The following is a 16,622-nucleotide window of genomic DNA, read 5'->3' as shown; positions in this document are numbered from 1 at the left end:
TTGAAGCATTAAAAGTTCATTGACATTATAGAATTATTTAATATCAAACAATTTATTTTTATAATTAAAGAATTGAATAATTATAATTAAGACTTTAGAAGGATTATAAATATAAAAATTTCTCATAATCATGAATTTAGCTTCACATATAAAATTCCTTTTGAATACATTAATAATGATAAACTTTTAAATGAATTAAGAAGGAGTTTTAGAATGTTAAATGATATGGATGAGAAAGTAAATTCAAATAATATTTATCCCTTTGAATTTAATAATGGACAGAATCACAAAGATGTAAAATATACAGTTACTAATGATAGATATATTATAATGTTTCTTAAAAATGAGATAATTATGGGGCTCAAAGATACTAATAGTGTAACAACACTTAATTACGATGAAGAACAATTAAAGGAAACTAAGAATACCGAAACTATTAATTTTTTTAAGATATTACTTAAGAATTCATTACCTGATGTTGAAATAATTGGAGAAGGTGAAGGTGATGAAAAGAAAAATTATTTTGATTTTGATGTACCTGATGAAGAAGTTATAGATGTACCTACTTATTCACAAATAAGGTATAAAGGAATTTATCACGGTATAGATTTATGTTTTGATTTTAATAATGGGGAGCTAGACTATAAATTTATACTTCAGCAAGGAACAAATCCAGAAATTATTAATATGACTTTTGAAGGTATAGACCGCATTAAATTAGATAGAGATAAAAATGCAGAAGTTAATATAAAAGAATGTAAATTATCAGTTCTAAAATCTAATGCTTATCAAAGTTATAGTGAAATAAATATAGAAGTAGCTAGTGAATTTAAAATTGAGGGAAATAGTTTATATATAGATGTAGGTCATTATGATAAAACTCTTCCTCTAGTTATTAAATCAGCACTATCATACTTCACATATATGAGAGGAGAAAGTGATGGTATGGAATATATAATAGAAAATGATAGCATAGAAAACATTGAATTAAAGGATATAACAAATTCTTCTGATATAATGACTGATAGTCAAGGTGATTTACCAGTTGAGGAACAAAAAGAATCCAATATTAAAAGAGAAAGTGGTGACGGTGAATTGAATGTTTTGGATAGTGGTCATCATAAAGAACCAGACATTGAAGATGTTTATAATATTATTACAAATCCACGTTATGGATTGGCAGAGATAAAAAGAGAAGTTAGAGCTATAGAAAGAAATGTTAAGGAGACCATATGTAGATTAGAAGCTAGAAATAGAGAAATTCAATGTAAACTAGACTGTATAATAGCGTGTATGAATTGTAAAAGGAAATTTGCTTTAACTACTGGTAGAGTAAGAAGAGAATGTAGAATAGCTAATTTATTTATTAATATAAGAAATAATTCTAGAACCTCAGTAGAATTAGAAATACGCAGAAAAAATATATGTAATGATAGATGTAGAGTATGCATTATTAGTATAACAGTAGGGCCATGCTCATGTAGGGAAGTTATTTTCCGTAACATTCCAGATACCTATGAAGTAGAAATTAGAGGAGTTACAGAAGATGTAAGAATAAGAGTAACGGAAGTGTGTTGCGGAGATAATGGTTCTAGCAGACCAATAAGATTATGTAGAATACCTGATCCAAGTTAAAACTAATTATTTTATAATTTTAATAAAAGGCTAACTCAGAATTTTGAGTTAGCCTTTATAATTATTCTATTACTTTTAAAATAGTATCAGCAAATTTACGTTTTGGCATTGCTACTTCTTCATCATAATATCCAATAGGAATAACTGAAACAATTTCTTCTGTATCAGGGATTCCAACAATTTCAGTTACCTTTGCTTCATCAAAGATACCTAGAATAACTGTACCTAGACCTAGTTCTTTAGCTTTTAATAAGAAAATCATGTTAGATAATCCGCAATCATACATTTGCCAACCATCACCCTTAGCAGAGTCAAAGCCACCATCACGAGTATAACCAGATCTAAATTTAACTACACTAGATACTATAATAACAGGAGCACTTTTACATGAAGGTTTATTAAAGTCAGGCATTGCTTCTATTATTGCTTCCTTTACTTTAGTGTCTTTAATTGCATAGTAACGAGTTACTTGAGAATTTTTCCAAGACGGAGCATAAGCGGCGGCGTTTACTATCTCCTCTATAATATCATTACTTACTTCTTTTGAGTTAAAGTTACGAATACTTCTTCTTGTTTCTATACACTTTTGAAATTCCATAATCAAACACCCTTTAATCTTTCTGTTTATATTTAGTTTCATAAAATTTAGATAAAATAATCAATCTTTTTTAAATTCCAAATCTAAGAAAAACATAATCTCATTACCTATTATAGTATAGTATAGCAAGGCCATGCAACTAAGAAATTTTTATTAGTTTTCAGGATTTATGTTATAAAGAGCTAAATATATATCCCTAAGTGATGACTATAGATTCTACAGTTTTAGATTTAGAGGAGTACAAGCTACTTATAACATCTTGTTCAGGTAAAAACATTTTATTTTTATGCTTTTCTATATAATCAAGGAACTGTTGAAAGTCTTGATATTTTCATTAAATATATAAATAGTTAATGTTGGAATATGTCAACTTTTATATAATAATATGGTTGAAATGAGTTAAATTGGATGTTAGAATAAATCTGTAATATTGGTTAATATTTAATATACTACTTATTACTTAACAGAATGGGTATTATGGGGGGATAATTTTGAAGTTTAAAGATAGCTCAGTAAGTATAAAAAAAGTTTTAATTTTAGCTATAATTAGTATTTTTATTGGTTCTGGTCTTGGAATTGTGGGAAGTATATCAAAATATGAGTTTTCTAAAATAAATGAGAAAAATGAAGTTATACTTGCTAAAATTAATGCTCAAGAGAAGGTATTAGAAGAAAGTAAAGTATATCTAAATACCTTAGCTAGCAAAGAAACTGAACTTAAAAATAAAAAAGAAGAGATTTTAAAGGTTGAAAAAGAAGCTAAAGCAGAGAAAGAAAGATTAGAGAAAGCAGAAGCTGAAAGAATTGCAAAAGCTGAAGCAGAGGCAAAAGCAAAGGCTGAACAAGAAAAAATAGATAAAGTAGAAGATGAAAAAGTAGCATCTGCTAACACTGCAAGTCAAAATAGTGGAAACAATGGGAATTCAGTAGCAAATCAAGAACCCATAGGAGTAATGGTGTGGAGAACTGCTACAGGTAAGAAGTATCATAAAATTAATAACTGTGGTAACACAAATCCTAACAATGCCACATATATAACCAGAGAATCGGCAGAATCACAAGGGTTAACTCCATGCTCTAAGTGTTATTAGGAGGTGTAGGTTAATGGAAAACAAAGGATCATTATTTAGAAAGTTGGCCATAACATTTGTAATTATTACAGGAATTATTATAGGAGTTGCTATTGGTACAACTGGTAGAGTAACATATAATGCATCTGAATTTGATAAGCAATACGAAGAAAAGTTAAAGCTTTTAGAAGATAAATCACAGGAAGTAAATTTAATTAAGAATAAGATAACAAATTCAGAGAAATCAATTGAAGTCTTGAAATCATTTTTAAAAGAAAAAGAATAGGTTATAAAATGGAAGAATACTCGATATTCTTCTATTTTTATTTCGGACTTTTTTAATTATATAAAGTATGCGCCCTACTTAAAATAAAACCAATATGTGAACATAATAAATTACTTATTGAAAATGTAACAAATAAATAATAATATACTATATAAAGAAGCAATATGTAGTAAAATATGAATTCAAAAGGAGCAAAGTAATTATGAATATAAAAGAACTAATTTATCTTATACCGGCTATTCTTATTGCAGTATCTCTTCATGAATTTGCCCATGGTTATGTGTCTTATAAACTAGGAGACCCAACACCAAAGGTAACGGGACGTCTTTCACTAAATCCATTAGCACATTTGGATCCAGTAGGAACACTATGCCTTTTATTCTTTCGATTCGGATGGGCAAAACCTGTACAAGTAAACCCGTATTACTATAAGGATAAAAGAAAGGGCATGGCACTGGTAGGATTAGCAGGTCCTATGATGAACTTTTTAATAGCTCTTATATGCGCTTTTGTTATAGAAATAATTCTAAAAATCACAGGAGGTTATGGTGGAGATGTGATTTTGTTCATATTCAATCTTCTTAACTATACTTATATAATCAACATAGGGCTAGGCGTGTTTAATTTGATACCATTTCCACCACTAGATGGTGCTAAAATTATTGGAGCATTATTACCAGAGGAGAAATACTTTAAGTTTATGAAGTATGAAAGGTATGGTCAATTAATTATAATTGCATTATTAATGTTTAATTTTTTAGATATTCCGTTAGACATGGCAAGAAGAGGAGTAGACAGTATTATTTGGGGCATTGTGAAGCTAGTTGTATAATTTAATTACATTATAATTAAGATCAGACAAAGAAGTTTTCTGATTTTTAAATATAAAAAAGGATTCGTTGGAAGAATGTCAAATATATAAATAGGAAAAATAATTATATTAGTTTAATTAAGAGTTAAAAAGATTGTAAGTAAGTTTTGGACTTATATTTTATTGAAGGATAAGATAAAGTTATATTGAATATATGCATAGGAAACTATCTACATAGTTTCCTATTTTAAATTTTTAAAAGTTATATAGATAAAATTTTAAAATGTTAACTATTTAAATAGTTGTTGTCACCATGGGGCTTTAGAGGCTTTTGATGGTTAAATTAGTTGATAATATATAGATAAATTTTGTATTTTTGCTAAAGTTATTGACATTCCAGTAGATGTAAGGTGTTTAATATATTTATAATTAATCACATAAAGGAGACCATAGATGAAAATAAAAGATGCGGAACTGTTAACAGGATTATCAGCTAAGACAATTCGGTTTTATGAGAGTGAAGGTTTAATTTCTGTAAGAAGAAATTCAAACACATATAGGGATTATGATGAAGATAATATTAAGGAATTGAAAAGGATAAAAATTCTTAGACAATTAGAAATCCCAATTTCTAAAATAAGAGAGTTTAAAAACGGTGACTTACAATTAGAAAATATTTTAAAAGAAAAATTAGAAGAATTAAATAAAGGTGAATTAGATATTCAAAGCAAGAAATTTACTATTGAAGTTTTATTAAAGGAAGTAAAGAAAAATCCTAATGCAGATTTAGATTATTATCATGATGACTTTGAATATATTAAAAGTGAAGAATTCACTGAATTTTTAGGTGAAGTTAAGGAGCTAAGTGAAATTTCATTAACAGCTCAACTGTTTGGTACTTTAATGCTTAGTGGGCCATTATTGTGGCTTTGGCTTAATATTACTAATAAAAATTATGATTCTATAGGGCTTAATAGCATCATGGCAATATTTAGTACAGTAATATTAACTTTAACTTGGAGAAAATATTTAAAGCAACCTAATAAAAAGACTAAAGGTACAGCCTCTGTATTTTTAATTTCAATTCTTGCAATAGTTTTAACTATTTCAATTTTTGTGGGTATAGGGACGTTACAAGAAGCTATATTTGTACCAAAGAGTTATTTAATGTTTATATTTAAACCACCATATAGTTATTTTATCTTCTTCTATGAAATAGAATTAATTGCATTTTTAATATCAAGAGTGTATAAAAAAATAAAGAATATAGAGTTAAAATGGACTGTAGACTTTTGCAATTTTGTAAAGAAGAATATATTTGTAACTATTATTATAAATATTATTCTACTATATGTGTGCATTACTGGCATTACTGTGGTAACAGAAAATAAGATTACTGACTATAGTTTTTATAATCCAATGGGGACAACCTATTCCTATGAAGATATTTCTAAGGTTGAAGCTGGATTTAATGGAAAGAAGTTTGGCATTTTTCCAAAAGGAGCAGGTGAATTTTATTATACTGTATTCTTTAATGATGGTAATAAAGTAAATTTTTATCAAGCTAATAGTGAATTTGAAGACACTTATTTAGAACTTGAAATATTTGATAAGCTTCTTATGGACACAGGTAAGGCTGAAAAGACATCATCTAAAGAAAATTATGAACTATGTGACTTTGATCAAAGGTATGTAGATAGATTTTTGAGGATAATTGATAATAAGTAATTTGAAAATGTCGGAAATAATTAAGGTTTAATTATTTCCGGGGAAAGTTATTTTAGTAGTTTTGTGTAGGTATTTTTAGTCTGTTAATATTATGAAGAAAATTTAAAGGAGTTGTATATATGTTTAGAGAAATGAGAAAAAAGGATAGAGAAGTTTTTGGTGAAGACATAGAAAAAATTTTAATTAATGGAGAATATGGAATTCTAGCAACTGTTAGTGAAAATGGCTATCCTTATACTGTGCCATTAAGTTATGTTTATCAAGATAACACTATTTATTTTCATTGTGCTAAAGAAGGGCATAAGCTTGATAATATTGAAAAAAATCACAAAGTATCCTTTTGTATTGTTACGGATACTGAAATGTTACCAGGTAAGTTTAGTACAAAATATAAAAGCATTATAGCTTTCGGAGAAGCGAAGGAACTAACTGGAGAGTTAAAGAGAGATATTTTATTTAAATTTATTGAAAAATATTCTCAAAGCTTCATAGAAGAAGGTAAAAGATATATTGAAAGAGCACAAGATAGTGCAAAAATAGTAGAAATTAAAATAGAACATATTACTGGGAAATCAAGAGGATAATAATAATAATGAAATTAAGATTAAGAGTGTAGTCTTAATTATTAAAATGCTATGTTGAGAACAACATAGCATTTCTATTTAGCTAATATTTATTATTAAAGAAATTGAGCTGAATATACATTATATTGAAGTTAATGTTATAATTAGAATATATATTACTAATTATAGTAAATGGAGGAATAAGGTTGAGGTGTAGTGAATTAACTGAGTATATAGTAGAAAAATTAATCACTCAGAAATTAATGATAAAAGATAGATGCTTAATAGTTGGAATTGATGGACAAGGATGTTCAGGAAAATCCACTTTATCTCAAAATATTAAAGATTCTTTAATAAAGTCAGGAGTAAAAGCTGAAGTGGTTTCAATTGATGATTTCTGTAATAAAAGAGCTATACGCTATTCTGGTGAATTACCATGTTGGGAACAACACTATTATAACAACTTTGACTATATAAAATTTGAAAGAGATATTTTAAAAAAAGTCAGAATAACAGGGAAAATAGAATTTAGTGATTTTGTTTTAGATACACTAGAGGATGAATATACAAAAAAATTAGATGTTTCCTTAGATAGTGAAGGGATACTCATAATTGAGGGTATATTTATATTTAAAAATGAATTTAAGAAATATTATGATTATAGTATTATGATTATAGTTGAAATAGATGAACAATTCAGACGTGCTTCTGAAAGAGATATATTTAAGAATGTTAACTTGAAAATGTTATTAAACAAATATAATGATAGGTATGTTCCAGCATATAAATTATATGAAAAGATTGATAACCCTTATTCCTTTGTAGATTTAATTATAGATAATACTAATGTGGATATGCCTAATATAATTAAATAAAGTAAATTATCATATAAAATCATAGGAGGAAATACATGAATAAAACAGTTGTTATATACAAATCAAAATATGGTTCAACAAAAAAATATGCAGAATGGATTGCTACTGAACTTGATGCGGATATTTTTGAGGCATCTAAAATTGATGTAGCGGATATGCAAAATTATTCTACTATTATTTATGGAGGCGGTCTTTATGCAAGTGGAATACTGGGTGTTTCATTAATTACTAAAGCCTTTGATAAGCTAAAAGATAAAAATTTAGTTGTATTTACTGTAGGACTTGCTGATCCAAGTAACACTAATCAATATATCCCTGTTATTAACAAGAATCTTACAAAGGAAATGCAGGATAGGATTAAATTATATCATTTTAGAGGTGCTATTGATTATAAAAATCTTGGTTTTATCCACAAATCTATGATGGCTTTATTAAAAAAGAAAGTAAGTAAAATGCCTGAGGATAAAATGGATGATGAAGCAAAAATGATGCTTGAAACCTATGGTAAAGTAGTAGATTTTACAGATAAATCATCAATCAAGCTATTAATTGAATTTTGTAATGGATTATAGAGTATTACAAAATAATATGGTGATATGTTTATAAAGGAGCAATAGAGGAATATAACTGGAGGAGTAAAATGAAGTTAGTAACAATATGGGACAAGGTTGCCGTTGATTTTGGAAAAGTTGGACCTAAGTATTGGAATAGTTTTGGAGATAGATTAGTTGAACTTTCAAGTATTAACAAAGGAGCTAAAGTGTTAGATATTGGAATGGGTAGAGCTGCTTCATTATTTGCTGCAATAGATAAAATAGGTACAGATGGATATGCTGTAGGTATAGATAATTCAGAAGTTATGGTAAGTGAAACTCATAAAGATATTTTAAATAATAAAATATGTAATGCGGAAGTTAAAAATATGAATGCTCAGAATTTAAACTTTAAAAAAGATTCATTTGATAATGTTATTTGTGGATTTGGAATAGGATATCTTTTACTTAGTGAAAATAGATTAAATGGAATACTAGGGGTACTAAAAAATGGAGGACGAGTAGGATTTAGTATATGGGGTAAACAGGAAGATCAAAAGTGGTTAACTGAAATAGTTAATAAATATTTACCTACGAACATACAGAAAGAAAATAAAGATAGAAAGCCAGATATTCCAAAGTTTGATACAGTAGTGGATGTGAAAAAAATATTAGATGAGTCAGGTTTTAAAAATGTTAAAGTTCATGAAGAAAGTACAGATGTTGTGTATAAGGATAAAGAGGAATGGTGGCAAGAAATGTGCACCAATGCAGTTAGAGGAATATTTGAAAAAATAGAAGATTTGGGTTGTTATGTATTTGAAGAGTTTAAAAAAGACATATTTCAAGGACTAGAAAGTTTCGGCAAAGGTGACGGGCTTCATTTTAATATGTCAGTGATATATGCATTTGGAGAAAAATAAATATATTAGCTTAATAATATAGACAAGGAGTGGTAAATATGGCTAAGAGAATATATTTTGAAAAAATTCTTTCTCAGGATGATTTTACCGAGGCTGAGGTTGAGTATTTACTGCTCCTTGAGTATTGGGGAATGGGATATGGAAGTGAGATTCTAAGGGAATTATTAAATAAAGCTGAAGAAATGAAGAGTATACAACAAGTTATAGGAATGATAGATCCTAATAACATAGCATCTAGAAAAATATTATTAAAGAATGGTTTTGTATCATGTAAGGTATATGAAATAGATGATGGTTCTTTAACGGAAGTGTTAAGTAAAAATTTAAGATAAGTTATATACAAAGAAAGCAAAAGAAATTGGTAGAGAAAGAATTAAGTTTATGGAAAAATATTTTAATAGGTTACAGATGGAGATAGAAGGCATTAAGTAAATTAATGCTTTCTATTTTGTTTAGGAATTAATTAACTAATATACAAGGATATATATTATATTAAAATTAATGTTATAATTAAAATATAAATAAAATGATTGAGAAACTTAGGATAAAATAAAGAATGGAATGTTAGGAGTTGAATTGATGCCAATATTTGAAAATAAAACAATAATTACAAAAGAAGTAATAAATGAGCTTTCAGAAGAAAATTATAAGGAATGTAATAAGAAATATCGCAGTTTTGTTTTATTAATGTTTCTTATATCTGCATTTTTTACTGTTATAAACTTCATAACAAATGGAGTATACTTGGTTTCTGTGTCCATGTTTTTATCTACAGTATTTTTCCTTTTTATGTTTTTTAAAGGGTATACTTTAAAATTAAAAGAGAGTTATAAAAACTTTAAAGGGGTATATGGTGAATCAGTGGAAATAACGTTAAATTTTTACGATGAAAAAATAGATATTATTACATTTAGGTCTAATTTAACATTAGAGTATAGTCAAATTACTAAAGTATTAGAAACAGAAAATCTATTTTCATTGATGATAGAAAAACAAAATATAATTCTTAGTAAAAACGGTTTTATAAATGGAGATATTGATAAATTTAAATTGTTTATAAAGGAAAAAGGACTTATTGAATAAAATACTAATGTCGAAGGAGCATAAATTTCATTCTTTTATCTAGATTTAATAGGGGGTGAAAATTATTAATAATAAAAATAATGAATCAAAGTTAAATCCATTAGAAAACCAAGTAGAGGAGATAAATGAGTGGCAAAAGAACGCTAATAATCATGGTTATTTTATTGGCTCAGGCAAAGCACCATTACCTATGAAGAATATATTAAAGTCTCCTATAATTATGTTAATAATAGGAGTTATATTTGCAATACCAATAATATTTAGTTTAGTTAAGAATTTTAGCATTGAAACTATATTTAATAATGTGGTGATAATAACCATAAGTATTATACTAATTACTGGAGGCATTATAAGGCTGCTAAACAAAAGTTAATGAATTCACAATATATAAGTAAATAATTGGGAGGTTAAAGGAATGAAATCAGATTCAAAAATTAGAATTAAGTTATTACTAATAGCAATGGTTTTTGTAGGAGTATTGGCATTCTTTGGATATATGATTTGGGAAAAACCAAAAACAATAACCTATACATCTGCTATAAAAATTGTTGATGTCAATAACAAGGAAGATATAGCTAAATATGAAAAATATAAAAATCCTTATGAATATAAAGAAAAAGAAAATAATCAATTCACATTAAAATATCATGATTATATATATCCTTTAAAACCTATTGATAGCACACTAATATTAACATCAGAGCAATATGACGAGATAGTTGAGGGAAATGACTATTAATTTAAAATAAAATTTTATACTCCTGATAATAGTGGTATTGGGATTGTAAAAAAAGTTTATACGGATGATCCTGCAAGAAAATAAAATATATTTCTGGTTGACATAAGAAAAGTTTAATTCTTGAAAATTATTTTTGAAAAAAATAATTATATGTTTATAAAATTTTATTTATATCTAGGAGGCTTAATGATAGTTATATCAACGCTTTGTAGATTAAAGAACATAAAAATAATAAAAGCTAAAAATATGTTATGTTATAGTTATTTTCATTTTGAAGGAGGGATAAAATATGATTTTATTTATAGAATGTGTTATTTCCTGTGCAGTTTTCACGCTAATTATATTACCTTCTCTTTATAAAGACCCTATTAAGCATATTATGTCTTACCCTAAAGAAATTATAGATAGGGTAGAAAATCTGCCTCAGTATAAATATGTTATTAAAGTTGAAGAAAAAAGACATTTATCAGTTAAATTAATTGCAGTATTGATTTTTGCAATTGTTCTTGCTGTAGTGGCATATTATTCTGGTGCAAAAAACTTTAAGTCTGCATATATCCACGTTTTTATATTATTTTTTGTGGTGAATATTTACGATATGATAGTATTAGATATTGGACTTTTTTGTCACAGTAAAAGAACAAGAATACCTGGAACTGAGGATATGGATAAAGAATATAAGAATCCCTGGCATCACATAAAGGGTGCTGTTATAGGAATAGTAATTGGCACTATTGTTGCTTTATTATCAGGGGCAATAGTCCATATCATAGGGATAATATAAAGTTACTAATTGAAATTTATAATGGATTATAGAGTATTAGAAATTAGATGAAAATGAATGTAGTTAAGGGGATTAAGATGTTAGGAAAAGAAGACATAATTAAAATGATTAAAGACATGGAATTACCTTTAAATGAATATTGGATAACCTCTGGTGCAGGTTTAGTAATTCATGGTGTTAAAGAAACCACAAATGATATTGATTTAGGGGGTACTACAAACTTAGTTGAGCTATTTGTAAAAAAAGGTTGTAAGTACACATTAGAAAAAGATAACTCAAGAATTGTTCAGATAAATAATACAATAGAAATACTAGAAAATTGGTTCGTAGATGAAATAGTGTTTATTGATGGATTACCTGTAGGAAGTTTAGAAAGTATAAAAAAGCAGAAGGCACAATTAGGAAGAGAGAAGGATATTAAGGATATTAAGATTATAGATGATTATATTAAGAATAGAGTTAATATAAAAATTTGGAAATATGAAATAAGGAATACTTATAGAGTTCAATTAGGAGTGAATAAATGCGAAAGGTATTAATTGTTTTTCTGACATTAACTATGAAGACATAATTGATAAAGAACATGTTCCTATAAATATTGATGCAAAAAAGGAAAATTCTATCATAAAAGTATTTGATAATAGGGAGTTATAATACAAGTAAAATTTACAAGGAAACATTAAATTTTTTAATTTGGAGGGTATTATGAATTTAACAGAACTTAATCCTAAAGGTAGATTTAGTAGTCGAGTAGAAAACTATGCAAAATATAGACCTAACTATCCTAATGAAATAATAGGGTTTCTAAATACATCAATTGGCTTAACTAAAGAAGCAATTATTGCTGATATTGGCTCTGGAACAGGAATCTCTGCTAAATTATTTTTGGATAATGGAAACGAAGTATACGGCATTGAACCTAATGCAGAAATGAGGTACGCTGGAGAGAAGTATCTAATTAATTACACAAATTTTCATTCAATAGATGCATCTTCTGAATATACAAAGTTGGAATCAGAATCAGTAGATATAATTACATCAGGACAAGCATTCCATTGGTTTGAACCAGAAGCTACAAAAAAAGAATTTCTCAGAATATTAAAACCTGGCGGGTTCGTAGTAATTATCAATAATAGAAGAAAATTTAGCAATAGCAAATTTATGAATGAATATATGGAACTAATTGAAAAATACTCAGAACGTGAGGGGGGGAATTCACTTAATACGGATTTACCCAAATTCTTTGGTTTAAAAACAATCGATAAAGAAATATTTTCTAATCCTCAAGTGTATAATTTGGAAAGATTAAAAGGGGATTTAGTATCTTATTCGTATATTCCAAATGAAGAAGACCCAAAATTCAATTATATGATTACGGAACTTGAACTTCTATTTAAAAAGTATAATAAAAATGGGACATTGATTTTTGATTATGAAACAGTAGTATACTACTGCAAAATGAAGTAGTTTACATAAATAATAATTGGAACTATTATTACTTTGTGAATTATGAAGAGAGGAAGAATATTAATGGTTAATATATTATTTAGTTTATATAATTTCCATGAAAATTGGGCAAAAGATACGATGGAAAAATATATAAAGTGTAATGATAAGGTTTTGGTAATTCCATTTTCTTTCGGTGAAAATATAAGCAATGATATGGAGTGGCAGAGTGCCTATAGTAAATATAAAGGAAAGTATTATAACACTATTGTTCTACCATTTTTAAGTTATGAAATTAGGGAAGAAAATATAGACTGGATAAATTATTTTAAAGATACAGAAGAAAGTGCAAAAAAGAAAGTAAGAAACAGTGACATAATATTTTTTACCGGAGGGTTACCTGATAAAATGATGTATCGCTTAAAGGAGTTTGATTTAATAAATGAGATTGAAAGTTTTGTAGGAGTAATTATAGGTATTAGTGCTGGAGCGATGATTCAGATAGCAGATTACCATATTACTCCTGATAAAGATTATGATACATTCTCATATAATAGAGGATTAAATTTGATTAGAGACTTTGATATTGAAGTTCATTATGAAGATACAGAAATAGAAAAAAATTATATAAATAAGGTATTAAATGAAAGAACAGATACTGTATATGCAATTAAAGATACTGGTGGGATAATTGTTGATAATAATGCAATTACATTACTTGGAGATACACAAATATTTAGTAGGAAATAGTTTAACTTTTTTCAAAATTAAAAAAGTTGATTGTGTAGATGGGGGAGTTATGAAGAGAATTATAAATATATTATTGGTTAGTTTACTGTTTTGGTTTACGTTGGATATTACAGGGTTTTCTATAGGAAATTCTTGCTTAGTTGAAAGCCCAGGCATACTGAGTTTTGATACTACTTGGTGGATAATTTTTGTTGTTTGTTCTATGCTATTTTTCTTAAAAGAAAAACAAGGTAAATATGTATTATCAGTATTTCTTACGGTTTGGGTTATAGTTCAATATTTTTCACATTGGAATTACACAATTTTTGGCGTAACTGAGAGGAAATTAAGTGGGTATAATAAATTCTTTGCTAACACATACCATATTATTCCACAATCTGATAGTATATTGATACCTGATTTATACCATATAATTTTACACATATTATTAATCTCATTACTTGTTTTAATGATAGTGTATATATTTCAAAAAAGAAATAGAATAACTTCAGCTTAATCCATTTGTTCCTATAATTATAATTGAGTTTGATTAGGAGATAAATTAATAATTTAGTGGAATTGTTATTTGTATTATGCAGGGCGTAAATATATCACAAAAGAAGAGTAAATAAGTATATGTTTTGGATAATGAAATAATTGTTAATAACATTTATAGCTTTAAATATATAATGGGAGATTAGCTGATATGAGGATGGTTAAAAAATTATTTATAGTATTAGTAATTATAATAGTAGCAATTACAATATTGCCTTGGATAGTATTTCCAATTAGTAATAATATAAAGTTATATAAGTTTTCAAAGCAATTATATAATTGTAAATTGCCAAATAATACCCAGTTAATTGATAAAGATTCTGTATATGGTAAATTAAATGGTAATGGTAATGGATTAGATTTTGCTACTGTTATAGTATTAAAATCTGAATTGGATACCGAAAATATAGAAAACTACTATAAATCAAGAGATTTTCATACTATAGAAGAGAAAGATAATCCTCCAACTATAGAGGTTGGAGTTATAAGTGATGGTAAAATTGATAGTAAATTATTAGAGCATAAAAGTTTTATATTGGACGAAGATAGCAAAAAGGATGATTACTATTATGTAATTATTTATGATGGTGGGTACGCTTCTTATTTTGATATTAATGGTAATTAAAAATTATATAAGCATTATATTTTGAACTTAACCAATAAAAATAAGTCATAGTATTCTTGAGTTTCAATGTAATTTAGAGAATTAATTGATGATTTTTGCAATATTTGGTATTATATAGAAAAAGGGGGCGTATTTATGGAGAAAAAAGCCAAGATACTTATATTAGGAACTTATCATTTTGCAAATGGTGGAGAACATTTAATTAAAACTCAATGTGAAGATATGACTACTGAAAAAAAACAAAAAGAAATTAAGGTAGTGATAGAAAAGCTAATGCAATTTAAACCAAATAAAATTGCTGTTGAAGCAAATCGAGGAAAAGAAGAGGAATTAAATAAGGCTTATTCCGAGTATTGTATAAATAATTATAATTCATCTAACAAAATAATAAGTCATAGAAATGAAATTGTTCAATTAGGGTTTAGGTTAGGACAAATATTAAAACATAATAAAATTTATCCTATAGACTATCCAGTAGATTTACCGGAACAGGTTTTTGAATATGCTGAAAAGAATTGTCCAAAGTCCTATGAGAAGTTTATGAATGAAATAAAGGAATGTAATATAAGTGAAAATGAAATTATGAAGAATAGTACAGTTATTGAAATCCTAAAGCATCTTAATGATCCTACGCGTATTGCAAAGGAGCATAGTGATTTATATTTAGATATGGCTCAAATAGGAGCTGGAGGTAAATATTATGGAGTGGACATGCTTACAGAATGGTATAGGAGAAATCTTTATATTTTTGGAAATCTACAAGATATAGTTGAATCTGGAGATAGAGTTTTGGTTATTTATGGAGCTGGGCATTGCAAAATACTTCAGGATTTTGTATCAGAGTATAATGATTTTGAATTAGTAGATACCTTGGAGTATCTATAAATCTAGATATCTAGATTTATAATTTAGAAAATTAATTGATGATTTCTACAGTGTTTGGTATTATATAGAAAATAAGGTTTATTGGGGGTAGTAAATATGAGATTTCAATTAGCTAAGAAAGAACAACTCAAAATACTCTGTGCAAAGTCTGTAAGTATGGCTTAAGGCGACAATTGCACAGAGGTAAATATCTAGTCGCCATTACTAAATAAATTCATACTTATACAGGCTTTGTTTCCTTAATTTAAAGTATAAATTTAAGGAGCTGAGCTTTATGGGATATGTAAAGGCTGAAACAATTTTACCAGATAATTTATTAAGAGAAATTCAAAAGTATATTCAAGGAGAATATGTATATATTCCATCTGAACATACAACACGGAAAAAGTGGGGAGAAAAGTCAGGAACCAGGCAGCGTATACAAAATAGAAATGAAGTTATACGTAATAAGCATGAAAGTGGATATACCATTGATGAGCTGTCAGAAGAATTTTTTCTTTCTATAGATAGTATTAAAAAAATTGTATATAGTAAAAATAGAAATGAAAAGCTATCACTCTAATAATGAGTGGTAGCTTTTTATGTGCAAAGAATAATATAGAATTGTTCTTTATATATTAATTGATGATCTCTGTATATTAAAATAAGTATGATGATAAATTTTGACATGTGAAATTCTTAATTAAAGATATTTATGTTTGTGGGGTGAAATATAAATAATAAATTTTTTGAATTAGGTATACAGAAAGGAATA

General features: G+C 27.0%; 22 protein-coding genes. 21 read left to right on the top strand and 1 reads right to left on the bottom strand.

Features of this window, described 5'->3' with window-relative positions:
- Positions 1 to 213: 213 nt before the first annotated feature.
- Positions 214 to 1,635 (top strand): hypothetical protein, encoded by a 1,422-nt coding sequence (locus B3B03_RS17595; RefSeq protein ID WP_346877953.1) that lies wholly within the window; start codon positions 214 to 216, stop codon positions 1,633 to 1,635.
- Positions 1,636 to 1,696: 61 nt separating this feature from the next.
- On the opposite strand, the gene B3B03_RS17590 is transcribed toward B3B03_RS17595, so the two are convergent.
- Positions 1,697 to 2,233: a nitroreductase family protein gene (locus B3B03_RS17590; protein ID WP_346877952.1), complete on the bottom strand. Its 537-nt coding sequence runs from the start codon at positions 2,231 to 2,233 to the stop codon at positions 1,697 to 1,699.
- 491 nt (positions 2,234 to 2,724) lie between these two features.
- On the opposite strand from B3B03_RS17590, the gene B3B03_RS17585 reads away from it, so the two are divergent.
- From B3B03_RS17585 to B3B03_RS17490, 20 genes are all read left to right on the top strand, one after another.
- A complete protein-coding gene (locus B3B03_RS17585) occupies positions 2,725 to 3,324 on the top strand; it encodes a hypothetical protein (protein ID WP_346877951.1) in 600 nt (199 codons plus the stop codon).
- Positions 3,325 to 3,337: 13 nt separating this feature from the next.
- A complete protein-coding gene (locus B3B03_RS17580; RefSeq protein ID WP_346877950.1) occupies positions 3,338 to 3,589 on the top strand; it encodes a hypothetical protein in 252 nt (83 codons plus the stop codon).
- 202 nt (positions 3,590 to 3,791) lie between these two features.
- On the top strand, positions 3,792 to 4,421 hold the full coding sequence (locus tag B3B03_RS17575; protein WP_346877949.1) for a site-2 protease family protein: 630 nt from the start codon (positions 3,792 to 3,794) through the stop codon (positions 4,419 to 4,421).
- Between the two features lie 432 nt (positions 4,422 to 4,853).
- The gene (locus tag B3B03_RS17570) at positions 4,854 to 6,128 is read left to right on the top strand and encodes a MerR family transcriptional regulator (protein ID WP_346877948.1); all 1,275 of its coding nucleotides are present in this window, start codon (positions 4,854 to 4,856) and stop codon (positions 6,126 to 6,128) included.
- Between the two features lie 119 nt (positions 6,129 to 6,247).
- Positions 6,248 to 6,712 carry a pyridoxamine 5'-phosphate oxidase family protein gene (locus B3B03_RS17565; RefSeq protein WP_346849070.1) on the top strand — a complete coding sequence of 155 codons (465 nt, stop codon included), beginning with the start codon at positions 6,248 to 6,250 and terminating at the stop codon, positions 6,710 to 6,712.
- A gap of 185 nt (positions 6,713 to 6,897) precedes the next feature.
- Positions 6,898 to 7,566: a hypothetical protein gene (locus B3B03_RS17560; RefSeq protein ID WP_346877947.1), complete on the top strand. Its 669-nt coding sequence runs from the start codon at positions 6,898 to 6,900 to the stop codon at positions 7,564 to 7,566.
- Positions 7,567 to 7,601: 35 nt separating this feature from the next.
- Positions 7,602 to 8,138, top strand: coding sequence for a flavodoxin domain-containing protein (locus B3B03_RS17555; protein ID WP_346849068.1), 537 nt, complete (start codon positions 7,602 to 7,604; stop codon positions 8,136 to 8,138).
- 68 nt (positions 8,139 to 8,206) lie between these two features.
- Positions 8,207 to 9,022 carry a class I SAM-dependent methyltransferase gene (locus B3B03_RS17550; protein ID WP_346877946.1) on the top strand — a complete coding sequence of 272 codons (816 nt, stop codon included), beginning with the start codon at positions 8,207 to 8,209 and terminating at the stop codon, positions 9,020 to 9,022.
- 38 nt (positions 9,023 to 9,060) lie between these two features.
- Positions 9,061 to 9,354: a GNAT family N-acetyltransferase gene (locus tag B3B03_RS17545; protein ID WP_346877945.1), complete on the top strand. Its 294-nt coding sequence runs from the start codon at positions 9,061 to 9,063 to the stop codon at positions 9,352 to 9,354.
- Between the two features lie 247 nt (positions 9,355 to 9,601).
- Entirely contained in the window at positions 9,602 to 10,105 is a 504-nt protein-coding gene (locus tag B3B03_RS17540) for a YcxB family protein (protein WP_346877944.1), read from the top strand.
- A 55-nt stretch (positions 10,106 to 10,160) separates the two neighbouring features.
- Entirely contained in the window at positions 10,161 to 10,478 is a 318-nt protein-coding gene (locus tag B3B03_RS17535; protein WP_346877943.1) for a hypothetical protein, read from the top strand.
- A gap of 42 nt (positions 10,479 to 10,520) precedes the next feature.
- On the top strand, positions 10,521 to 10,844 hold the full coding sequence (locus tag B3B03_RS17530; RefSeq protein ID WP_346877942.1) for a hypothetical protein: 324 nt from the start codon (positions 10,521 to 10,523) through the stop codon (positions 10,842 to 10,844).
- 289 nt (positions 10,845 to 11,133) lie between these two features.
- Positions 11,134 to 11,628, top strand: a complete 495-nt coding sequence (locus B3B03_RS17525) for a hypothetical protein (protein WP_346877941.1) — start codon at positions 11,134 to 11,136, stop codon at positions 11,626 to 11,628.
- Between the two features lie 47 nt (positions 11,629 to 11,675).
- Positions 11,676 to 12,167, top strand: a complete 492-nt coding sequence (locus B3B03_RS17520) for a hypothetical protein (RefSeq protein ID WP_346877940.1) — start codon at positions 11,676 to 11,678, stop codon at positions 12,165 to 12,167.
- Positions 12,168 to 12,321: 154 nt separating this feature from the next.
- The gene (locus tag B3B03_RS17515) at positions 12,322 to 13,095 is read left to right on the top strand and encodes a class I SAM-dependent methyltransferase (RefSeq protein ID WP_346877939.1); all 774 of its coding nucleotides are present in this window, start codon (positions 12,322 to 12,324) and stop codon (positions 13,093 to 13,095) included.
- A 63-nt stretch (positions 13,096 to 13,158) separates the two neighbouring features.
- Entirely contained in the window at positions 13,159 to 13,824 is a 666-nt protein-coding gene (locus tag B3B03_RS17510) for a Type 1 glutamine amidotransferase-like domain-containing protein (RefSeq protein ID WP_346877938.1), read from the top strand.
- 49 nt (positions 13,825 to 13,873) lie between these two features.
- A complete protein-coding gene (locus B3B03_RS17505) occupies positions 13,874 to 14,320 on the top strand; it encodes a hypothetical protein (protein ID WP_346849059.1) in 447 nt (148 codons plus the stop codon).
- 189 nt (positions 14,321 to 14,509) lie between these two features.
- The gene (locus tag B3B03_RS17500; protein ID WP_346877937.1) at positions 14,510 to 14,983 is read left to right on the top strand and encodes a hypothetical protein; all 474 of its coding nucleotides are present in this window, start codon (positions 14,510 to 14,512) and stop codon (positions 14,981 to 14,983) included.
- Positions 14,984 to 15,118: 135 nt separating this feature from the next.
- Positions 15,119 to 15,868, top strand: a complete 750-nt coding sequence (locus B3B03_RS17495) for a DUF5694 domain-containing protein (RefSeq protein WP_346877936.1) — start codon at positions 15,119 to 15,121, stop codon at positions 15,866 to 15,868.
- A 274-nt stretch (positions 15,869 to 16,142) separates the two neighbouring features.
- The gene (locus tag B3B03_RS17490; protein WP_150843961.1) at positions 16,143 to 16,430 is read left to right on the top strand and encodes a CD3324 family protein; all 288 of its coding nucleotides are present in this window, start codon (positions 16,143 to 16,145) and stop codon (positions 16,428 to 16,430) included.
- The last annotated feature ends 192 nt before the right edge of the window (positions 16,431 to 16,622 follow it).

Origin of the sequence: Clostridium sp. UBA5712, assembly GCF_002419845.1 — a bacterium.
GTDB classification, from domain to species: Bacteria; Bacillota; Clostridia; order Clostridiales; family Clostridiaceae; genus Clostridium_J; species Clostridium_J sulfidigenes.
The sequence above is the reverse complement of the archived record's forward strand: the minus strand, read 5'-3'. Positions and strand labels throughout refer to the sequence as shown.